Consider the following 15,616-nt stretch of genomic DNA (forward strand, 5'->3'; position numbering starts at 1 on the left):
GTCCGATCGTACGAGCGGAGACCAGCTGAGCGCCTGAATGAATGCTAGGCGCTCGCTATAGAGGCAGGCGCTCTCCGGGGGAAGCGGAAAGCGCTGTCCCAGCGTCTTAGCGCACAGGCTCCGGGCGCACATCGACCCGCGCGATCTCAAGAGCGCGCCGCGCCGGGGTGCGTCGGCGCAGGGCGATCATCAACACGCCAAGCGCCGCGATCTCGCAGGCGGCGCCCACGAATCCCAGCGGCAGCGTGCCGAAATGGCGCAATGTCTGCTGGCCCAGCGCCGAGCCCGCCGCGATCCCGAAATACAGCGCCGAGGCATTCAGCGAGAGCGCGACGACGGCAGTGTCGGGCGCCATCGCGGCCAGCCGCGACATCTGCGAGGGATGCCCGGCCCAGCCGGCACCGCTCCAGACCAGCATCACTACGGGGATGACGAAGACCGCGATTGCCGGCGGCAGCAGCATGGCGACGAGCGAGGCTGCCAGCAGCGATGCGGCAAGCACGCTGAGTACGACAGTCAGGGTGCGCTCGGGGCCGTAGCGGTCACTGGCTATGCCGCCGAGCTGGTTGCCGAGCGCCGCGCCGACACCGGAGACGACCAGCACGGCGCTGAGCCAGGGGCCCGCTATCCCGGCATGGGCGGCCAGGAACGGCGCGATGTAGGTGTAGAGCGTGAAAGCGCCGGTGGTCCAAAGCATGGTGGTGGCCAGCGCCAGCAGAACGTCGGGACGGCGGGCGACGTCGAGCCGCTCCCGCAGCGAGGCCGCACCGCGCGGCAGGCCCGGGGGCAGCTTTACGACAAGGCCGATGAGGGCAAGCGCGCTGAACAGCGTGACGAGCAGGAAGGCGAGGTGCCATCCGCCCAGTCCAACCACGGCCGTACCGAGCGGCACGCCCAGGATCAGCGAGACCGTCATGCCGCCGGTGACCATGGCAATGGCCCGGGCGCGCCGCTCGGGCGGCACGAGAGCGACCGCGACGGCATTGGCGGCGGGCATGTAGACGCCGGCGGCAAAGGCCATCACGACCCGCGCCGCCATTGCGCCCTGAAAGCCGGTGGCCAGCGCGGCGCCGAGATTGGCCAGGCCGAACACCACCATGGCGCCGATCAGCACACGCTTCCGGTCGACCGAGCCGAGCATGGTGGAGAAGACGGGCGAGCCGACCGCATAGGCGATCGCGAAGGCCGAGATCAGCAACCCCGCGCTGTCCACTGAGACGCGGAAGCCGGTTGCGAGGTCGGGAAGGATGCCGGTGATGATGAGGCTGCCGGTGCCGATGGCAAAGGCGCCTCCGGCGAGCCAGAGGAGTCGGGAATCCATGGGATTGTTCCTTGGCGTTTGAAGCGGGGCCCGCATCGGGCTCGGGGGCTTCAATAATTCAATGATCATTGAATTAAGGTCGGTGTCCCTGCTTCGTCAAGGCTAACTTCAACAAATGTTGAATCTTGTCAGGAGCGGGCCGATCGCCTATCTCAACGGCATCATGAAGCCGATCTTTCACCCCGATATCGACGATGTCGCCGTGGCCGACGTGTTTGCGGCGCTCGCCGATCCGATCCGCCTGGGGATTCTCGTCGCTCTGGCCGAGACCCCGGAACTCGACCGGACGCGTTGCAGCACCTTCACGGAATTCGCCTCGCCATCGCTGTTGTCCTACCATTTCGCCAAGCTGCGCGAGGCGGGCATCACGAACTTCCGGGTCGAGGGAACCTCGCGCTATCTGTCGATCCGCCGCGAGGATCTGGAGCGACGCTTCCCCGGCCTGCTCGACAGCGTGCTCGACACCGCGCGTCGTGACCCCAACCTGCCGAGGCTCTCTGCCGGGTCGTGCACCGCTGGCTGAACATGCGCTGCACGCGCTCGCGCGCGTCGCGCCCCAATAGCCATTTCGCTCCATTGACTGGGCCTGCCCGGGGTATAGCGTCGCCACTTCCGCGGTGGCGTCGAGCCGGCTCGCGCATGCTCCGGCCCCGCCCGTTCAGAGGAGCATGGCCATGCGTGATGCCGACCCTCAGAAACTCGATGCACTCGTTGGGCGCCTGGTCGGGGACGTCGGAGCCTGTACCACAGGCGCGCTGATCGTGCTCGGCGACCAACTCGGCCTCTACAAGGCGATGGCGGACGGCAAGCCGTTGAACGCGCAGGAGCTCGCCGACCGGACCGGCCTCAAGGAACGCTATGTCCGCGAATGGCTCAGCGCCCAGGCGGCCGCGGAGTATGTCGACTACGACGCCGGCAGCGACTGCTTCAGCCTCTCGCCCGAACAGGCGATGGCGTTTGCCGAGGAGGGCAGCCCGGCCTTCTTCGCTGGCGCGTTCGAGGTCGTCCAGGCGATGTGGATGGACGAGCACAAGATCGCCGATGCCTTCCGGACCGGTGCAGGTGTCGGCTGGCACGAGCACAGCAAATGCCTGTTCCGCGGGACAGAGCGCTTCTTCCGGCCGGGCTACAACGCCAACCTGAAGACCTCATGGATTCCGGCGCTGGAGGGCATGGAGGACAAGCTCGCCGATGGCGCCGTGGTCGCCGATGTCGGCTGCGGGCATGGCGCCTCGACCATCCTGATGGCGCAGGCCTATCCAAAGGCGCGGTTCTTCGGCTTCGACTACCATGGGCCGTCGATCGAGAAGGCGCGCGAACAGGCCGAGAAGGCCGGTGTCGCAGACCGCGTTGCCTTCCAGCAGGCCTCGGCTAAGGATTTTCCGGCGCAGAAATATGTTCTCGTCGCGATGTTCGATTGCCTGCACGACATGGGAGATCCCGTCGGCGCCGGGCGCCACGTCAAGGAGACGCTGGCCGAAGGCGGGACCTGGATGATCGTCGAACCCTTCGCGCATGACCAGCTGAAGGACAACCTGAATCCTGTCGGCCGGATCTTCTACGGGGCCTCGACGATGATCTGCACGCCGGCCTCGCTGTCGCAGGAGGTCGGGCTCGGACTCGGCGCGCAGGCCGGCGAGATGCGTCTGCGCAAGGTCGCGATGGACGCAGGGTTCACGCGCTTCCGCCGCGCGACCGAGACGCCGTTCAACATGGTCTTCGAGGTCCGGGCCTGAGCGGAGGCGGCGCGCCTGTGGCTCCGCACTGATTTCGCGCGGCAGATGCAGAAGGAGGGTTGCGGTTTCCTGATCGTGAAGTAACGTTATAAAGTTACATATCAAAGCATGCGCACGGGCTGCCGGCAGGTGCCTTTCGCGCTCAGGAGACCTCAGCCGATGCACAGACATTCCCTCGCCGCGGGCCTCGCGCTCGCTTGCCTTGCCATGCCCGGGCCCGTGTCGGCCCACGACCACGCGGCTCTGCGGGGGCGGCTCGTCTTCGCCGATCACGAGAAACCCGTGGTGCGCGTGCTCGATCTCGATACTGGCGAGGTCACGCACAGCGTCCCCGTACCGAAGCCCAATCCTGGGTTCGCCGGGGTCGAGGGCGGCCGCTATGTCGTCATCAAGACCGGGGATGAGGCCGGCACCGTCCGCATCCTCGACACCGGACTGATAGTCGAATCTCATGGCGATCATGTCGATCTCGAGAAGAGCGACGTGAAGCTGCTCGACCTCGTGGTGACGGGGGACAAGCCGGCCCATGTCATCTCGGCCAAGGGCAGGTTGGCGCTGTTCTATGACGGGCACCGGCCCTGGGAGCGCAAGAGCGAGCCCAAGGCCGTTCTGATACCGCTCGACAGCCTCGGTGCGCCGTCGCCCACGCTGATGGTCTGGAAAAGTCCTGCGCCGCAGCACGGTATCGCGGTGCCGCTGGGCGGGCGGCAATGGCTGATGTCGGTCCCCAATGCGCTCTATGCCAAGGGCGAGGATCGCAGCGCCTCCTCGCGGCCGAACGGGTTCGAGATCCTCGAACAGGACCGCGGCGGCGCACAGGGCTGGAAGCGCGTGGCGGAGTTCAATGACGCCGCGCGTGCCGATGCCTCGTGCCGCCTGTTCCACGGCTATGCCTCGGCCAAGGGCCGCCACGTCTTCGGCTGTGCGGAGGGTGTCGATGGCGGCGTGCTGGTGCTGTCGCGCGGGGGGAAGGGGCGGTGGAGTGGCCGCCGGCTCGGCTATCCCGACGAGCGCCGCGTCAGCGCGATCAAGGCGCGGGAGGGCGCCTCGCATATGGTCGCGAGTTACGGGTTGAAGGCGCCCTATGACGCGCTGCTGCGGATCGACCCGTCCGCGAAGGCGATGGCATCTGCAGACATCCTGCCCGTGCCGGGCGGGCAGGCGGCGTGCCAGTTCGAACTCAGCGGCAAGGGCGACCGGCTCGCCAATCTCACCGCCGACGGAAAGTTGCGCATCTACGAGGTCGCGAGCTGGCGTGAACTCGCGAGCTTTGAGGCAGTGGCCGGCTTCGATTGCCAGTATGGTGCCAAGACGCCGACCCCGAGCCTCGCGGTCATCGGCGGCAGCGCCTTTGTCAGCGATCCCGGCAATGGGCGCATCCGCGAATATCATCTCGAGACGCTGAAGCAGGGGCTCGACCTGCCGGTCGGCGGCATGCCTGCCAATCTCGCCGGCAGCGACGCCGGCTGAGCCCAGGCGACTGCAAGCAATCCTTCGGCATCCGGGCTATAGACTGCCCGGATGCCGTTTCGCCGATTCCCGCGCCAATATCGCCAGCTCCTGGCCTATGTCTTCGCCGGCGGCGTCACGGCGGTGGCGCATTACGCGCTGCTGATCGGGCTCGTCGAATTCGCGGGCGTGACACCGGTGCCGGCGACGCTGGCCGGGTTCGTGCTGGGCGCGATCGTCTCGTACAGTCTCAACCGCTGGCTCACCTTCGACGCCACTCACAGCCATCGCCAGGCGACCTGGCGCTTCGCGCTGATCGCGGCCGGTGGCTTCGTCCTCACCGGTATCCTGATGCATCTGTTCGTGGCGCGCGCCGGCCTGCCCTACCTGCCGATGCAACTCGTGACCACGGGTATCGTGATGGTGTTCTCGTTCCTGGGGCACAAGTTCTTCAGCTTCGCCGATCGGGACAGCCGCATCTCCTGACCCGGCCAACGAGGGCTAGCGTGCGTACCAGTCCTGCGGATGAATGCTCATGACATTCGCCCCGGCGGTCACCGCTACGGCGATCGGCTCATGGGACGGGCAGGAGGCGTCGAGCCCACAAGTGACGAAGCGTGAGTAGTAGGCGCGCTGGCCCGGCGAGTCCGCCGTCTGGGCGAAGACGTGATACTCGCCGGGCGGCACCACGAGCGTGTAGCGCGTGGCCTTCCGGCTCCTGACCTTCTTCGCATTGCAGTGCAGCGCCTTGGAGCGGATATCCTCGGCGCAGATCTTCATATCCGCCGGAATGTAGTCGCTCGGATAGGAGAGTTCGCCTGTCAGCGTGCCGCGCTCGGAGGGCGCTGTCGCGACGGCGGGCGCCGCGGCCGGCGCCCCCAGCGCGACGCTGGAGAGATCTCCTTGCGGGGCCGCGTCAAGGAGCTTGCGGATGCCGGGGGCAGGGCTGCCGAAGTAGCGGCGCCCTGTCGGGAAGGCCGTCACCTGCAGGGCCCAGAGCCGCTTCTCGGCGCGGTCGACGACCAGGAAGAGCTTGTTGTCGCTGCAATTATGCGGCTGGCAGAGCTCGGCGAGCAGCCATTCCCTGCCACTGGCGTCGCGGCGGGTGACCGGCGGCGAGCCGACGCCGTCGAGCGGCGCGATCCAGCGGTCGGAGCGCTGGAATCTTTCGCCCTTCAGGGCGGCGCTCCAGGCGCTCGCGATCCAGGGCTCCGCGAGCAGTTGTTGCGGATGCTCCTGCGCACCCGCGACGCCGAGCGCGCAGCCGAGCAGGCCCGCCGTGATCAGAAGGCGCAGTTTCATGGGCTCCCTCCAGCCGTGTCCGCGTAGGATACGGAGACGGCCGGCACCCGAACAAGAAATCAGGCGAGGTAGCCCGCCTTGAAGGTCATCCGGTGCGGATTGTGCCCGAAATTCTCCTGCCGCTGCACGTCGTCGAAGCCGGCCTCGCGGATCAGGGAGACGATGTCGGCCTCGGTATAGGTCGAGAGCCCGTATTGAGCCCTGAGCTTCCGGTAGTCGGAGAAGACCGTGCGCACGAGGCCACCCAGAGCCGCGCGCAGAAAACCGCCGCGCCAAGCGAAACCCAGCAGCTGCGAGGCGTCGGTCAGCGGGCTGACGTCGGGAGGAATCACGTCGGCGACCACAAGGCTGCCGCCCGGCTTGAGCTTGTTGCGCCAGAGTGTGAGCAGCGCCGTGAGCTCGTCGCGGCTGAGATACTGGATCAGGGAATTGGCGACCACGAGGTCGAGCGTCGCCTCGGGCAGCGCCTCTACCTCCTCCGGCGAGACCACCGCGACATTGGCGCGTGCGCCCAGCATCGCCCGCAGCTTTTCGCGGACGGTGGGGGCGGCCTCGCAGAGATAGAGCCTGCCGCAGGCGCCCGCGACGCGGCCGGCGTCGAGCGCCTCGCCGCAGCCATGGTCGAGCACGACGGCATCGGGCGTGGGAATGTGGGCGATCAGATCGCTCGCGATCTGCCGGTAGTGCAGCTGCTTGTGCCGGGGCGAGACGTAGATCGCGTGCTCGCCGTTCCAGAAGTCGCGCCAGGACATGCTCGTGCCGTCTCGCTCACCAAGGCAGCCTGTCGCCGCCGTTCCGCCCCACGACTACGCCGAGCGCGGCCTGTTTCGCAACGGCAGCGATGAAACTGCTGCGCTTGCCAAGCGCGGTGAGCGCCCTAAGCTCACGGTGAAACCGAGGGCGACCATGTTTCTGCTGCCGAGACTTCTGAAGCGCTTCGTCAAGCACGGCCGCCTGACGGTCATCACCCCCGACAACACACGCCACGTCTTCGGCTCCGGCCCGGCCGAGATCCGGTTCGCGGGCGTGGTGAAGACCGCGCCCTCCGTGACCGTGCGCTTCCATGACAACCGGATCGAGCGCGAGATCTTCCTCAACCCGGAGATGGCGCTGGCCGAGGGCTACATGGATGGCCGGATCGACTTCGAGGAGGGCTCGATCCACGATCTGCTGAGCCTGTTCTGGATGCAACGCAAGGAGCTGCGCAAGCACCCGATCCAGAAGGTGATCCGCAATGTCCGCTTCCGGATCCGGCGTTTCCGCATGCACAACCCGCTCGGCGCGGCGGGCAAGAAGGTCAAGCACCACTACGATATCCCGACCGAGTTCTACAAACTCTGGCTCGACGAAACGATGACCTATTCCTGCGCCTACTGGCATTCGCCCGATGTCGGGCTGGAGGCCGCGCAGAAGGCCAAGCTCAGGCATCTCGCTGCCAAGCTGAAGATCGAGCCGGGCATGACCGTGCTCGATATCGGCTCGGGCTGGGGGGAGCTTGCGATCTACCTGGCAAAGGCCTGCGGCGCGAAGGTCACGGGCCTGAATGTCTCGCCCGACCAGATGGCGGCCGCCCAGAAGCGTGCGGAGGCCGCGGGTGTCGGCGACGCCGTGAGTTTCATCAACAAGGACTATCGCGAGCTCAAGGGCACGTTCGACCGCGTCGTCTCCGTCGGCATGATGGAACATGTCGGCGTCGCGCATTACCTCGAATATTTCGAGGGGATCCGCGACCTGCTGACGCCGGACGGGATCGCGCTCGTGCACTGCATCGGCCGCGTCGGGCCGCCCGGCTTCACCGGGCCGTTCTTCGACAAGTACATCTTCCCGGGCGGGTACGCGCCGGCGATGTCGGAGGTTTTCGCGGCAGTCGAGCAGACCGGCCTGTGGTCGTCGGATTGTGAGTTCTGGCGGCGCCATTACCACTGGACGCTGGCGGCCTGGCGCGAGCGCTTCGTGGCCCATCGCACAGAGGTCGTCGCCATGATGGGTGAGCGTTTCGCCAGGATGTGGGAGTTCTATCTCTCGGCCTGCGAAATCTCCTTCGACATCGGCGGCGACATGGTCTTCCAGCTGCTGCTGGGGCCGCACAAGAGCGCCGTGCCCGTGATCCGCGACTACATCACGCAAGCGGAGACAGAACTGGAGGCGCGGGGGTTCTGACCCCGGCGCGTACACCTATGGCGCGTCGCCTGGACAAGAGCTGGCCGGTGTTCGACAGCATCGAGGACGATGCGCACGAGCGCTGCGTCGACCTGTTCTCGCGGCCTGATGGCACATTCGGGTTCGAGGAGTTCCGGCGCGACTTCGAGGATTCCGGCGTCTGGACGCCGGTGCACTACTACTCCGGGATCTCCTTTCCCGATCGGAACGCTGCCCTCGATGCAGCGTCGCGGACTGTCGGTTGGCTTGCTGAGGCGATGGCTGCCCGCAGAGGGAGCCAGGTGCCCGGGCGCTAGGCAAGCCTTTCAGCTTCGGAGTTGAGGCGCGCGCCGCGAAACAAATGCGCCGCGCGACGCGTTTGATGAGGGCAATCCAGCACCGCAGGAAAGAGCGCACCGCCATGAACGACAATCGCGTCAAGGAACATATGGAAGTGATCGGGGCCGACGGTGTCCATGTCGGCACCGTCGACCGTGTCGAGAACGGCAGGATCAAGTTGACCAGGGCCGATAGCGGCGACGGCGCCCACAAGGGGCATCACCATTACATCGAACTCGGCTTCGTCGCAGGCGTCGAAGGCCAGAAGGTGCGCCTGTCGGCGAATAGCGATGTCGCAGTGACGCTCGAGGAAGAGCAGTCCGGCAAGCCCGTCTGACGCGCCGGGGCTCATCCCGTCATTGCGAGGAGCGAGAGCGACGAAGCAATCCAGAAGGGCGTAGGGCTCTCGATTCTGGATCGCTTCGCTACGCTCGCAATGACGGCAAACTGGCTTCCGCAGCGAGATTGAGAGCGAGCAGCGCTTCGTCGTGGAACACGCCATCGACAGCACGCTGCAGCGCTTCAAGGCGCAGGCGCCGAAAGGCCGAGGCGTCGCCTTGCGCCAACGGCCTGACGAGGATCGTGTCGTCGCGTGTCATCGGCGCAGCCAACACGGCGTCGGCGGCGCCTGCAACAGCGCCCTTTGGCTTATGACCGCTTCAGGTTGACGATCACCACGCCGCCGAGCGCCATGGCGCCACCCAGGATGCCGAGCAGGCTCGGGATTTCGCCGAGCCAGAGATAGCTGAGGACGGTTGCGACCGGCGGGGCGGCGTAGAGCAGGTTCGAGGCGCGCGCCGCCGGCAAGCGCGAGAGTAGCGTCGTCCAGGTCGCGTAGGTGATCAGGCTTGGCACGATCGCGAGATAGAGCATTGCATAGAGGCTCGATTGCGAGGCGTTTGGTCCCTGCGCGATCGCGCCCGGCAGGAAGGGCGTCAGCAGCAGCCCGCCCACGACCATGTTCCAGGCGGTGACCGTCAGTGGCTTGTGGCTGGCGAATAGCGGCTTCTGGACGATGGTCGTCAGCGAGTTGCACAGCGCAGCGCCCAGCACGAGCAAGACGCCGACGCCGAGATCCAGCGCCGCGCCGTTCTGCCCGAAGGCGATGAGCCCGACGCCCGAGAGCGAGATTGCGCTGCCGAGCCACTGGCTGCCGCTGAAGCGTTCGCCCAGCACCAGCATGGCGAGTGCCGCCGTGATGATCGGGTTGATGTTGATGATGAAGCTCGCGGCGCCCGCCGACACGGTCTGCTGGCCCAGATTGAGCAGCACCGTATAGCCCGCCACGAAGACCAGCCCGCCGAAGCCGAAGCGCCAGGCCTCGCGCCATTCCGGCAGTTTCGGCCTTGTTATCGCGAGGAACACCGCGGCCGGAACCGCCGCGATGGCGAAGCGCGCGGCGCCGAGCTCAAGCGGGCCGAACCCGTCGAGCGCCGCGCGGATCGCCGGAAAGGCGGAGGCCCAGGCGATGATCGTGAAGATCGCCAGCCCCAGCGTGGTCGGGTCCATGCTGCCGGAGGAGGAGGGCGTGGTCTTGAGGGGGAGGGTCGCGGACGGGCTCGACATGGGGCGCCTCGATCGAAGAAAGATATCGAGCCTGTAGACACCCGTGCGAGCTGCTTGACTAACGAGGAATTGGAGTATGAGCTGTGAGCATGGATCACAGCTTGACGCTTCCGCCGCTGGATACCTTGCGCGCCTTCGAGGCGGCCGCGCGGACTGGCAGCTTTTCCGCCGCGGCCGAGACGCTCAACCTGACCCATGGCGCGGTCAGCCGGCAGGTCGCCAAGCTCGAGCATTGGCTGGGGCTGCGCGTCTTCGAGCGTCAGGCGCGGGGCGTCGGGCTGACGCCGGAGGGCCAGCGCCTGCTCCAGCGCACGCAGGAAGCCTTTGCGCTGATCGCCGATACATCCGACCGCTGGGCCGAGGTGCGTGGCGCCGCCGTCGTGCGCTTCAGCGCGACGCCGTCGGTTTGCTCGCTCTGGCTGATGCCGCGGTTGCGGCAACTGGAAGGCGGAGATCCCGCCTTGCGCATCGTGCTGCAGGTCGACCATCGCCGCGTCGACCTCGAGGACGAGGGCATCGACCTCGCCATACGCTGCGGACGCGGTGGAGCGCCGGGGCGGGTGTCCGTGCAGCTTTTCGAGGAATGGTGCTTCCCTGTCGCCTCGCCGGATCTGGCGCGGGCGATCGGGGAGGGCAGGCCTGAACGCCTTCTGGCGCAGCCGTTGATCCATGATTCGGATGCCGCCGGCTGGCGCGCCTGGTTCGCTTCTCACGGGCTGGACTATCGACCGAGGCCGCAGGATCGGCGCTTCGAGGACTACAATCTCGTGCTCGACGCCGCCGCCTGCGGGCTTGGCGTTGCGCTCGCGCGTCCCCCTCTGGCGCAGGGGCAGGTCGAATCGGGCCGGCTGGCGAGCGTCGACAGCCGCGTCGCGCTCAATCCGGTGTCGTACTGGCTCGACCGCCCGCTCGGCCAGCCGCGCCCGGCTGCCGCGGCGCTGGCGAGCCGAATTGCGGGCGAGGCAGGGCTTTCTGCCAGCAAGCTGGCAGGTTTTCTGCGCAGCGAGGCCAAGGCGACCTGAACCTCGCCATTCAGCGGGCAGGCCCTATTGCCAAGGCGCGACATAGCCGACGCAGCGGAATTCGCCGCGGCGCGGGTTCACGACTTCAAAGGCCGGCATGGGGCATCTGTTGCCCGTCGCCTGATGCCTGTCGAGGTCCTGGATGCCCCCGAACTCGGGATTGATCCAGCGTGTCGTCTCGGTCCAGCCATTGCCATCGTACCGCTTGATCGTCTGCCAGCCCTGCGCCGAGGCCTTTTGGGCTGACAGGGGAAGCGATAGTGCGAAGGCGCAGGTTCCGCCTGCGAGCGCAAAGGAGATGCGTCGCAAAATCGGACGGGCGTAAGCAGCAAAGGCATCGGCGTTCGGTTTCGGAGCGTTGTGTGTCATCGGGGGACATCCCAAGTTGCGCTGTCCCTGTCACTGCAAGCTTGCGTCCACCTTTTGTTAACCTTTGGCGCAGGGTGCAACGCTCAGGCGACATGCCTCACAGATTCGCCAGGACCTGCGTCATTCGCCCGGTCCAATTCTTCGGTGAGCTCGCGAGCATAGGCGAAGAAGCGCTCGCGCACCGCGTGCGCATGCGGATTAGCGCGCTCGATGGCGTGGAATACGCCGGGCGCATCGTGGCGCACCATCTCCGTCGCCTGCATCAGCAGTTCGAAGCTCCGGGTCGTCAGGCGGCTCGGCACCGGCTCCATGCGCACGAGGATCTTGGCCACCAGATGCGTAAGCCCCTGAACCAGCGCCATGTCGCGGTCGTGCGCATCGGGCGTCGTCACGATGACGTCGAGCGCCAGGACGTGGCGCAGGAAGGCGGCGATCCGCCGCCAGCTTTCGCCGCGCACCGGGCAGAGTGCGATCTTGAGGTCCCGAATGCCGCCGCGCGCGCTTTGTGGGCCAAACAGCGGATGGGTGCACAGGATCTCGACCGTGTCGGGCAGTCCGGCGAGAAGCAACCGCGCCGGCTCGATCTTCACCGAGCCGACATCGAGCACGAGGGTTCCGGCGCGCAGATGAGGACGAAGACTTGCTACAGCCTCCGCCAGGCGGTCGACCGGCATGGCGAGGATGACGATGTCGCAGGCGGCGATCTCGGCGATGCCGCCTGGAGCCATGCCCTTGCCTGTGTCATCGGCAGGAACGGCCTGGGCGGGGTCATGCACGACAAGCCGCAGATGCGGCTGCAGATGGCGCGCGGTCAGTCGCCCGAAGGCGCCAAAGCCCATCAGGCCGACGGTGGAGAAGGATTTCGTCTGGGTGGGCATCGTGTCTCGGTCCTGGTGAGGGCCGCGATGCCGGGGGATTTTTTGAGTTCAACCGCCATCGCGGCGGGTTGAACATGACAATGCTCCCGCCTTTATGAGGACGGGGCGTAATAGTTCCGGGCGAGGGTGATCGCGTTGGTCATGGCGTCGGTAAACGCCCTCGCGGCCATGCTGTCAAGCGTTTCGCACCGGCTGCAGAGTTGGCGAATAGTCCGTCAGGACCATGATCCGGTCCTCGATGGCGCCGACGAGATCGCCATGCTCGGCGCGGGTCACGCGCTTGATCTCGGACCATTCGGCATCCGCCATCATCGCAGCCCAGCCCATGGCGCGCGCCTCGTTGTCTGGCCAGGCGAGGATATAGGCGAACTCGGTGCGTCCGGCGCTGGCCGTCTCCCACATCGCCACGATCTGGAAGCCGTGCCGGGCCATGATGCGCGCCGCGTGGTCGCTGAAGCGGGCGTGGAAGGCCGCCTTGTTGCGCTCGAATATCTCGTAGATGCGCAGTTGATGGATCATCGCCCGTTTCCTCTACGGTGGCGCCTGTAGACGACCTCGACGCTGGCCGACGGCCGGGCCGCTATCGCGGACAGTTGCGCTGGCGCTCCTGCGCTTGAATCTGCGCGATATCGGAGCGATTGCGGGCCGTCAGCGGCACATCTGCGATGTCATCATATTTGCAATCGACGTTGTTGCCGAACGCCTTGATGCCGCGCGCTGTCTTGAAGCAGTAGCCGGCATCGAAATAAATCGCGTTGCGCTCGCCCCAAAGCTCGTCGCAGAGCGACTGCGCCAGGGCCGGCGCCGTCAGGAGCCAGAGCGCGATGCAGGAGAGTGACAGGCGAAGCATGGCGGCGTGTTCCAGTGCGGGTTTCGCGACAACGCCGGCAGGCTCATGCGCATCTGGCCCGAGTCGCGAGCCAGCCTAGCCACATGAGCATACCCCGTCATCCCAAGCGGAAGCGAAGCTTCCTCCAGGGATGACGCTATTTTCAACCGACCAATCGGCCGGCCTCAGGACGTGAGCTTGGCCTTGTGCGCGTCCATCATCTCGACGAAGCGATTGAAGAGATAGTGGCTGTCCTGCGGGCCGGGCGAGGCTTCCGGATGGTGCTGGACGCTGAAGGCCGGGCGGTCGGTCAGAGCAAAGCCGCTGTTCGAGCCGTCGAAGAGCGAGACATGGGTCTCGACCGCATGAGCCGGCAGCGAGGCGGGATCGACCGCGAAGCCGTGGTTCATCGAGACGATCTCGACCTTGCCGGTGGTCTTGTCCTGCACGGGATGATTGGCGCCGTGATGGCCCTGCTTCATCTTCATGGTCTGGCCGCCGACGGCGAGCGCCATCATCTGGTGGCCAAGGCAGATGCCGAAGGTCGGGATCTTCTTCTCGAGCAGTTCCTTGATCACCGGCACGGCGTATTCGCCGGTCGCGGCCGGGTCGCCCGGGCCGTTGGAGAGGAAGATACCATCGGGAGCGAGCGACAGGATGTCGTCGGCGGTGGCCGTCGAGGGCACCACGGTGACGTCGCAACCGGCCTTGGCGAGCAGGCGCAGGATGTTGCGCTTCACGCCGTAGTCGATCGCGACGACCCTGTGCTTGACGGTCTCGCGCTGGCCGTAGCCGGCCGGCCACTGCCAGGGCGTCTCGCTCCAGTCGTAGCGCTGCGCTGCGGTGACGAGCGGCACGAGGTCGAGCCCGGCCATGCTGGGCAGTTCGGCGGCCATCTTCTTCAGGCGCGGCAAATCGAAGTTGCCATCGGGGCTGTGGGCGATGATCGCGTTGGGCATGCCGTTGTCGCGGATCAGAGCCGTCAGGGCGCGGGTGTCGACGCCGGAGATGCCGATGATGTCGCGCGCCTTGAGCCAGGCGTCGAAATGCTTGTTGGCACGCCAGTTCGAGGGCTGCGTGACGGCGGCGTGCAGCACGATGCCGCGCACGCCCGATGAGGCGGCTGCGTTGATGGTCTCGGTGTCTTCCTCGTTCACGCCGACATTGCCGACATGGGGGAAGGTGAATGTGATGATCTGGCCGGCATAGGACGGGTCGGTCAGGATTTCCTGATAGCCCGTCATCGCCGTGTTGAAGCAGACTTCGCCGGGCGCCTCGCCGATTGCGCCGAGGCCGAAGCCTTCCAGCACCGTGCCATCGGCCAGGACCAGGAGAGCGGTCGAGCGCGGTTCGGTCCAGCCGCCTGTCGCGGGGTTTCCTTCGGATGCGGTCATGTCTATGTCTCGGTCCAGGCCGCAAGCTTGCGGCAATGTTTCAGGGCGGGCAGCGGCTTGACGCTCCGCCGGGTCTGGAGCGCGAGCCTTAAAGACGCGCCTCCCGGCCGTCAATCGAAGCGGGCCAGAGTCTTCTGGAAACTGCCTGTGGTTTCAAAAAAGGAATAGTGACGATGAGCAGCCTGCGTGAGCGCTTCACGGCCGATCTCAAGGACGCGATGAAGGCCGGCGAAAAGGGCAAGGTCTCGACGATCCGCCTGATCACATCGGCGCTGAAGGACAAGGACATCGAAGCGCGCGGTCTCGGCAAGCCCGAAACCACGCCCGACGAGATCCTCGCTTTGCTCCAGAAGATGGTGAAGCAGCGTCAGGAATCGATCGCGATCTACGACGCCAATGGTCGTCCCGAACTCGCCGAGGGCGAGCGCGCCGAGATCACGGTGATCAACGACTACCTGCCCAAGCAGATGGAGGAGGCCGAGGTGAAGGCCGCGATTGAGGAGGTCATCGCCGAGATCGGAGCGTCGAGCGTCAAGGACATGGGCAAGGTCATCGCGGCCCTGCGCGGCGCCTATGCCGGCCAGATGGACTTCGCCAAGGTCAGTCCGCTGGTCAAGGGTTTGCTCGGCGGCTGAAATCAGCCTGAGCGGCGCGATTTTGCCATATCCATTGGGGAGCGTGGCGGCAGAAGGAGGATCTTCAATGTCGCCACGCATCTACGCCTCTGGACTCGCGCTTCTTTTCACCGTCTCCGCGGCGCAAGCCCAGGAGTTCGGCTGGGGCAGCGGCTACCAGATGGGCACGTCCTACACCGGGGTCTTCGATGGCCATAAGGCGCGCCTGACGTTCTACTGCGGCGACGCCGGCGCGGCGCGAGCCAACCCCGCGATCACGGCCGGGCCCTATCTCACAGTTGTCCTGCCGAAGGTGACCGGGCTCGAATCCGCGACGACAATCGAGGTCGTCGTCGACGGGAAGACAACGAAGGTGCCGGTCGCTGCCCGACCGGATATCGAGACGGTCGACCTGACATGGCGGCCCGGGCAGGTTTTCGGCGGCGCAGAGATGAAGCGCCTCGTCGCCGCCCTGCGAATGGCCAAGGCCATCCAGGTCAAGGCGGCTGGGGTCACGGCTTCCTTGCCGGTAGAGGGCGCCGCCAAAGCGCTCGCAGGCGACCCTCTGAGTTGCTCCTGAGCCGGTAAACATTTGCGCTTATCTGGTCGCCGATCGCCTCTCGGCTGTGGATTATGACGACAAGCACGATCGAGCGCG

At 66.4% G+C, this 15,616-nt stretch carries 20 protein-coding genes; 10 read left to right on the forward strand and 10 right to left on the reverse strand.

All coding sequences use genetic code 11. The annotated features are described in order from the left end of the window. Positions 1 to 106 precede the first annotated feature (106 nt). Positions 107 to 1,321, reverse strand: coding sequence for an MFS transporter (locus AC1D2L_RS06295; RefSeq protein WP_476844978.1), 1,215 nt, complete (start codon positions 1,319 to 1,321; stop codon positions 107 to 109). Positions 1,322 to 1,436: 115 nt separating this feature from the next. On the opposite strand from AC1D2L_RS06295, the gene AC1D2L_RS06300 reads away from it, so the two are divergent. From AC1D2L_RS06300 to AC1D2L_RS06315, 4 genes are all read left to right on the forward strand, one after another. After that, on the forward strand, positions 1,437 to 1,844 hold the full coding sequence (locus AC1D2L_RS06300; RefSeq protein WP_476844979.1) for an ArsR/SmtB family transcription factor: 408 nt from the start codon (positions 1,437 to 1,439) through the stop codon (positions 1,842 to 1,844). 151 nt (positions 1,845 to 1,995) lie between these two features. Beyond that, positions 1,996 to 3,057 carry a class I SAM-dependent methyltransferase gene (locus AC1D2L_RS06305; protein ID WP_476844980.1) on the forward strand — a complete coding sequence of 354 codons (1,062 nt, stop codon included), beginning with the start codon at positions 1,996 to 1,998 and terminating at the stop codon, positions 3,055 to 3,057. 159 nt (positions 3,058 to 3,216) lie between these two features. After that, the gene (locus AC1D2L_RS06310) at positions 3,217 to 4,527 is read left to right on the forward strand and encodes a hypothetical protein (RefSeq protein ID WP_476844981.1); all 1,311 of its coding nucleotides are present in this window, start codon (positions 3,217 to 3,219) and stop codon (positions 4,525 to 4,527) included. Positions 4,528 to 4,578: 51 nt separating this feature from the next. Continuing rightward, on the forward strand, positions 4,579 to 4,992 hold the full coding sequence (locus AC1D2L_RS06315; RefSeq protein WP_476844982.1) for a GtrA family protein: 414 nt from the start codon (positions 4,579 to 4,581) through the stop codon (positions 4,990 to 4,992). Between the two features lie 15 nt (positions 4,993 to 5,007). Here AC1D2L_RS06315 and AC1D2L_RS06320 read toward each other — a convergent pair whose 3' ends face one another. Beyond that, positions 5,008 to 5,808, reverse strand: a complete 801-nt coding sequence (locus AC1D2L_RS06320) for an Ivy family c-type lysozyme inhibitor (protein WP_476844983.1) — start codon at positions 5,806 to 5,808, stop codon at positions 5,008 to 5,010. Positions 5,809 to 5,867: 59 nt separating this feature from the next. Then, positions 5,868 to 6,560 (reverse strand): class I SAM-dependent methyltransferase, encoded by a 693-nt coding sequence (locus tag AC1D2L_RS06325; protein WP_476844984.1) that lies wholly within the window; start codon positions 6,558 to 6,560, stop codon positions 5,868 to 5,870. Positions 6,561 to 6,564: 4 nt separating this feature from the next. Here AC1D2L_RS06325 and AC1D2L_RS06330 point away from each other — a divergent pair, with 4 nt between their 5' ends. The 3 genes from AC1D2L_RS06330 (at position 6,565) to AC1D2L_RS06340 (ending at position 8,623) form a co-directional block, all read left to right on the forward strand. Continuing rightward, complete coding sequence (locus AC1D2L_RS06330; protein ID WP_476844985.1) at positions 6,565 to 7,968, forward strand: class I SAM-dependent methyltransferase; 1,404 nt, start codon at positions 6,565 to 6,567, stop codon at positions 7,966 to 7,968. Between the two features lie 17 nt (positions 7,969 to 7,985). Further along, the gene (locus AC1D2L_RS06335) at positions 7,986 to 8,264 is read left to right on the forward strand and encodes a hypothetical protein (RefSeq protein WP_476844986.1); all 279 of its coding nucleotides are present in this window, start codon (positions 7,986 to 7,988) and stop codon (positions 8,262 to 8,264) included. Positions 8,265 to 8,368: 104 nt separating this feature from the next. After that, positions 8,369 to 8,623 carry a DUF2171 domain-containing protein gene (locus AC1D2L_RS06340; RefSeq protein WP_476844987.1) on the forward strand — a complete coding sequence of 85 codons (255 nt, stop codon included), beginning with the start codon at positions 8,369 to 8,371 and terminating at the stop codon, positions 8,621 to 8,623. Positions 8,624 to 8,711: 88 nt separating this feature from the next. On the opposite strand, the gene AC1D2L_RS06345 is transcribed toward AC1D2L_RS06340, so the two are convergent. Together AC1D2L_RS06345 and AC1D2L_RS06350 are read right to left on the reverse strand one after the other, a co-directional pair. After that, a complete protein-coding gene (locus AC1D2L_RS06345; protein WP_476844988.1) occupies positions 8,712 to 8,885 on the reverse strand; it encodes a hypothetical protein in 174 nt (57 codons plus the stop codon). Positions 8,886 to 8,934: 49 nt separating this feature from the next. Further along, the gene (locus tag AC1D2L_RS06350) at positions 8,935 to 9,852 is read right to left on the reverse strand and encodes a DMT family transporter (protein ID WP_476844989.1); all 918 of its coding nucleotides are present in this window, start codon (positions 9,850 to 9,852) and stop codon (positions 8,935 to 8,937) included. A gap of 89 nt (positions 9,853 to 9,941) precedes the next feature. On the opposite strand from AC1D2L_RS06350, the gene AC1D2L_RS06355 reads away from it, so the two are divergent. Then, positions 9,942 to 10,874 (forward strand): LysR substrate-binding domain-containing protein, encoded by a 933-nt coding sequence (locus tag AC1D2L_RS06355; protein WP_476844990.1) that lies wholly within the window; start codon positions 9,942 to 9,944, stop codon positions 10,872 to 10,874. A 24-nt stretch (positions 10,875 to 10,898) separates the two neighbouring features. Here AC1D2L_RS06355 and AC1D2L_RS06360 read toward each other — a convergent pair whose 3' ends face one another. The 5 genes from AC1D2L_RS06360 to carA all read right to left on the reverse strand — a co-directional run bounded on the left by AC1D2L_RS06360 (position 10,899) and on the right by carA (position 14,344). Beyond that, complete coding sequence (locus AC1D2L_RS06360; RefSeq protein WP_476844991.1) at positions 10,899 to 11,243, reverse strand: hypothetical protein; 345 nt, start codon at positions 11,241 to 11,243, stop codon at positions 10,899 to 10,901. Between the two features lie 83 nt (positions 11,244 to 11,326). Then, a complete protein-coding gene (locus AC1D2L_RS06365; protein ID WP_476844992.1) occupies positions 11,327 to 12,121 on the reverse strand; it encodes a prephenate dehydrogenase/arogenate dehydrogenase family protein in 795 nt (264 codons plus the stop codon). Between the two features lie 174 nt (positions 12,122 to 12,295). After that, positions 12,296 to 12,640, reverse strand: coding sequence for an NIPSNAP family protein (locus AC1D2L_RS06370; RefSeq protein WP_476844993.1), 345 nt, complete (start codon positions 12,638 to 12,640; stop codon positions 12,296 to 12,298). Positions 12,641 to 12,701: 61 nt separating this feature from the next. After that, a complete protein-coding gene (locus tag AC1D2L_RS06375) occupies positions 12,702 to 12,971 on the reverse strand; it encodes a YARHG domain-containing protein (RefSeq protein ID WP_476844994.1) in 270 nt (89 codons plus the stop codon). Positions 12,972 to 13,135: 164 nt separating this feature from the next. Beyond that, positions 13,136 to 14,344, reverse strand: coding sequence for a glutamine-hydrolyzing carbamoyl-phosphate synthase small subunit (carA, locus tag AC1D2L_RS06380; protein ID WP_476844995.1), 1,209 nt, complete (start codon positions 14,342 to 14,344; stop codon positions 13,136 to 13,138). A gap of 173 nt (positions 14,345 to 14,517) precedes the next feature. Here carA and AC1D2L_RS06385 point away from each other — a divergent pair, with 173 nt between their 5' ends. Both AC1D2L_RS06385 and AC1D2L_RS06390 read left to right on the forward strand, forming a co-directional pair. Then, positions 14,518 to 14,979, forward strand: a complete 462-nt coding sequence (locus tag AC1D2L_RS06385) for a GatB/YqeY domain-containing protein (RefSeq protein WP_476844996.1) — start codon at positions 14,518 to 14,520, stop codon at positions 14,977 to 14,979. A 67-nt stretch (positions 14,980 to 15,046) separates the two neighbouring features. Further along, a complete protein-coding gene (locus tag AC1D2L_RS06390) occupies positions 15,047 to 15,538 on the forward strand; it encodes a hypothetical protein (protein ID WP_476844997.1) in 492 nt (163 codons plus the stop codon). Positions 15,539 to 15,616: the final 78 nt, after the last annotated feature.

This window comes from Allobosea sp. P1_B10, assembly GCF_056406735.1.